1 protein-coding gene and 1 pseudogene are annotated in these 2,860 nt (G+C 51.8%); both read left to right on the top strand.

The window, feature by feature from the left end:
* Positions 1–19 precede the first annotated feature (19 nt).
* Positions 20–2,310, top strand: a pseudogene (gene dnaK / locus RMO35_RS11925) (molecular chaperone DnaK); the annotation flags it as partial.
* A gap of 430 nt (positions 2,311–2,740) precedes the next feature.
* Positions 2,741–2,860 (top strand): DnaJ domain-containing protein (locus tag RMO35_RS11920; RefSeq protein ID WP_309741455.1); only part of this gene is annotated, 120 nt, incomplete at its 3' end.

The following is a 2,860-nucleotide window of genomic DNA, read 5'->3' as shown; positions in this document are numbered from 1 at the left end:
ATACAAAGGGAAACAGCGGATGGGTAAAGTAGTAGGCATCGACCTGGGTACCACCAATTCAGTGGTAGCTGTGATGGAAGGTGGAAAACCAGTGGTAATCGCTAATGCAGAAGGGATGCGTACCACACCCTCCGTCGTTGGATTCAGCAAAGACGGCGAACGCCTCGTTGGGCAGATGGCGCGACGGCAAACAGAACTTAACCCTCAAAATACATTTTATGGGGTCAAGCGCTTTATGGGGCGTAAATATGGCGAACTCAGCCCCAGATCGAAGCAAGTACCCTTCACGATCCGCAAGGATGAAGATGGCAATATTAAAATCAAATGTCCCAAACAAAATCGCGAGTATGCTCCCGAAGAGATTTCGGCGATGATCTTGCAAAAACTAGCCGACGAAGCTAGTAGATATCTCGGCGAACCCGTGACTGGTGCAGTAATTACCGTACCTGCTTATTTTAACGATTCTCAACGTCAAGCAACTAAAAACGCTGGCAAAATTGTGGATTGGATGTCCTGCGGATTTTAAATGAGCCAACAGCAGCATCGCTAGCGTATGGCTTGGACAAACGCCAGAGCGAGACGATCTTAGCTTTTGACTTGGGGGGCGGGACTTTTGATGTCTCCGTGCTGGAAGTTGGCGATGGCGTGTTTCAGGTGAAGTCTACTAGCGGTGATGTCCAGTTAGGCGGGATGGATTTCGATCGCAAGATCGTCGATTGGTTGGCAGAGCAATTTCTGGCTACCGAAAATATCGATTTGCGGAAGGAACGGCAATCGCTCCAGCGGCTGACAGAAGCCGCTGAGAAGGCGAAGATCGAACTCTCTGGGGTGATGGTGACGGATATCAATCTCCCCTTCATCACGGCGACCGCCGATGGCCCCAAACATATCGAGACGCGGCTGACTCGCGCTCAATTTGAGGAGTTGTGCGCCGATCTGATCGCACGGCTGCGCGGGCCAGTCAAACGGGCGATGAATGATGCTGGCTTGACGGCTTATGACATCGATGAGGTGGTACTAGTCGGCGGCTCGACGCGGATTCCCGCAGTGCAGGAATTGGTGAGAAGTTATATCAATAAACGCCCCAATCAAAACGTCAATCCCGACGAGGTGGTCGCTGTCGGTGCCGCAATTCAAGCGGGGGTACTTTCTGGCGAAGTTAAAGATATCTTGCTGCTAGATGTCACGCCGCTGTCGCTGGGACTAGAAACGATCGGCGGGGTCATGAAAAAACTGATCCCCCGCAATACGACAATTCCCGTGCGGAAATCAGATATCTTTTCCACATCGGAAAATAATCAAACGATGGTAGAAGTCCATATCGTTCAAGGCGAGCGGGAAATGGCTGCGGATAACAAGTCCCTGGGACGATTTAAACTTACGGGCATTCCCCCCGCACCGAAAGGGATTCCGCAGGTGCAAGTGTCGCTCGATGTCGATGCAAATGGCATCCTGCAAGTGACGGCAATGGATCGTACCACCGGACGCGAACAGACAGTTACGATCCAAGGTGCGTCCTCACTTGGGGAAATGGAAGTCCAGCGGATGATCGATGAAGCGACGCAATTTGCCGCTAGCGATAAACAAAAACGCGACAAAATCGATAAACGCAACCGCGCCGAGAGCTTGTCTTATCAAGCCGAACGCCAGTTGCGCGAAGTGGCGCTGGAATTTGGGATGCAGTTTGCCAATGCTCAACGCAAGCAAATTGAAGGCTTAGTGCGCGAGATCCGCCAAGCACTCGCCGATGGGGACGAAAGATCGATCGACGAAATCAAAAGCGAATTGGACGATGCGCTGTATGATTTTAGCCGTCAGGTGAAAATGCTCACCGAAGAAGAGGATAAGGGGATTCTCGGTACCCTCAAAGAAATCTTTGTCGGCGATGATGAAGAATACAATTATCGCGATGCCTACAACCCCCGCGATGTCTATAGTCCCTACGGAACTGGTCGCGAACCGTACTACGATCGCAACAATGATTATCCCCAATCGTATCCCAGAGATCGCGGCGCACTCCCACCCCAAAACTACAATAACTCTAGAGATCCCTACCGCGATCGCGACTACAATCAGCCTAGAGATCCCTACGCTGATAATACTCGCGATCGTCCCAGAGACAGTCGCAATAATTCCAATGCCTCCCAGCAAGGCTATCGCGACGAGGAACGCTATCCCAACCGCCGCGACGAGAATGGCAATTACAACCCTAACCGCCGCGACGACTACCCCCGTAACCCACCCGCAAACAATCCCCCCGATAATCGCTCGCGCCAACGCGATGATGACTATCGAGACGATGCACCTTCAGCACCACGCCAAGATCGTTGGGATGACGACCAAAATCCCCCCACATCTCGCCGCCAAGGAGACGCCCGCACGCCTAGATCGACCACTGGACGCGATAACACACCAGATAATCGATCTCAGCCCCCCGCACAGCGCAATTCTCGCTATGGTGACAACTCGGCACAACCCCCTGACTCCCGGCGCACCCAATCAAATAACAACCCCCCTCGCTCCCCCAATCCCAATTCTCAACCAATAGTCGATGACTGGGATGAAGAAGATGATGAATGGGGTAGATTTTAAACTTGAGGACTTGAGGGTAAATAATCAGTAGGTAGATGCGATCGTTTTATAGGACAGATTATGTCTGAAACCTAGATGGTGGGCACTGCCCACCCTACTATGCTCTCTATCCATCTCCCATCTCCCATCTCCCATCTCTCCTAAACCCATGCAAGACATTCGCAATTATTACGAGCTATTGGGTGTGAAGCGGGATGCTTCCGCTGATGAAATCAAACAGTCATTTCGACAACTGGCGCGCAAATACCATCCCGATCTCAATCCTGGG

It is taken from the genome of Chamaesiphon sp. OTE_20_metabat_361 (assembly GCF_031364565.1).
This window is presented reverse-complemented; position numbering and strand designations above follow the sequence as displayed.